Raw genomic sequence first — 1,159 nt, forward strand, 5'->3', positions numbered from 1 at the left:
GCCCTCGTCCCACTCGACGTGCCGCGACGGCTCGTCGACGTGCAGCGTGCGCGGCAGCACCCCGTGCCGCATGGCCTGGATCATCTTGATGATCCCGGCGACGCCGGCCGCGGCCTGCGTGTGACCCAGGTTCGACTTCACCGAGCCCAGCCACAGCGGCTGTTCCGCGGTGTGCTCGCGCCCGTACGTCGCCAGCAGCGCCTGCGCCTCGATCGGGTCGCCCAGCGTCGTACCCGTACCGTGCGCCTCGACGGCGTCGACCTCGGCGCCGGTCAGCCGGGCGTTGGCCAGGGCCTGCCTGATGACGCGCTGCTGGGCGGGGCCGTTGGGGGCGGTGAGGCCGTTGGAGGCGCCGTCCTGGTTGACGGCGGAGCCGCGGAGCACCGCGAGCACCTGGTGCCCGTTGCGCTCGGCGTCGGAGAGCCGCTCCAGCAGCAGCATGCCGGCGCCCTCGCCCCAGCCCGTACCGTCGGCGGAGTCCGCGAAGGACTTGCAGCGGCCGTCGGGGGCGAGCCCCCGCTGCCGGGAGAACTCCACGAAGACCGCCGGCGTCGACATCACGGTCGCCCCGCCGGCCAGCGCGAGCGTGCACTCGCCGCTGCGCAGGGACTGCGCCGCGAGGTGCACCGCGACCAGCGACGACGAGCAGGCCGTGTCGACGGTCAGCGCGGGCCCTTCGAAGCCGAAGGTGAACGCGATCCGCCCCGAAGCGACGCTCGGCGCGCTGCCGTTGCCGACGTACCCCTCGTACTCCGCCGGGGTGCGCAGCAGCAGCCTGCCGCCGTAGTCGCTGTACATGATGCCCGCGAACACGCCGGTCGAGGAGCCGCGCAGTTCGTCGGCCGGGATGCCGGCGCCCTCGACGGCCTCCCAGCACAGCTCCAGCAGCAGCCGCTGCTGCGGGTCCATCGAGGCCGCCTCGCGCGGCGAGATCCCGAAGAACTCGGCGTCGAACCGGTCGGCCTCGTGCAGGAAGGAGCCGGCGCGCGTGTACGTGGTGCCGGGGCGCTCCCCGCCCGGGTCGAAGATCGCGTCGATGTCCCAGCCGCGGTTCTCCGGGAACGTGCTGGTGCCCTCGGCGCCCCGGCTGAGCAGGTCCCACAGCCCGGCGGGGGAGTCCACGCCGCCGGGGTAGCGGCAGGACATGGCGACGACGGCG

At 74.3% G+C, this 1,159-nt stretch carries 1 protein-coding gene; it reads right to left on the reverse strand.

What is annotated here, in order from left to right:
• On the reverse strand, positions 1-1,159 hold a 1,159-nt coding region (locus H5J30_RS34660), incomplete at both ends, for a type I polyketide synthase (protein WP_181791774.1).

The sequence above is a fragment of the Streptomyces phytophilus genome, assembly GCF_013870535.1.
In the GTDB taxonomy this organism is placed as follows: Bacteria; Actinomycetota; Actinomycetes; order Streptomycetales; family Streptomycetaceae; genus Streptomyces; species Streptomyces phytophilus.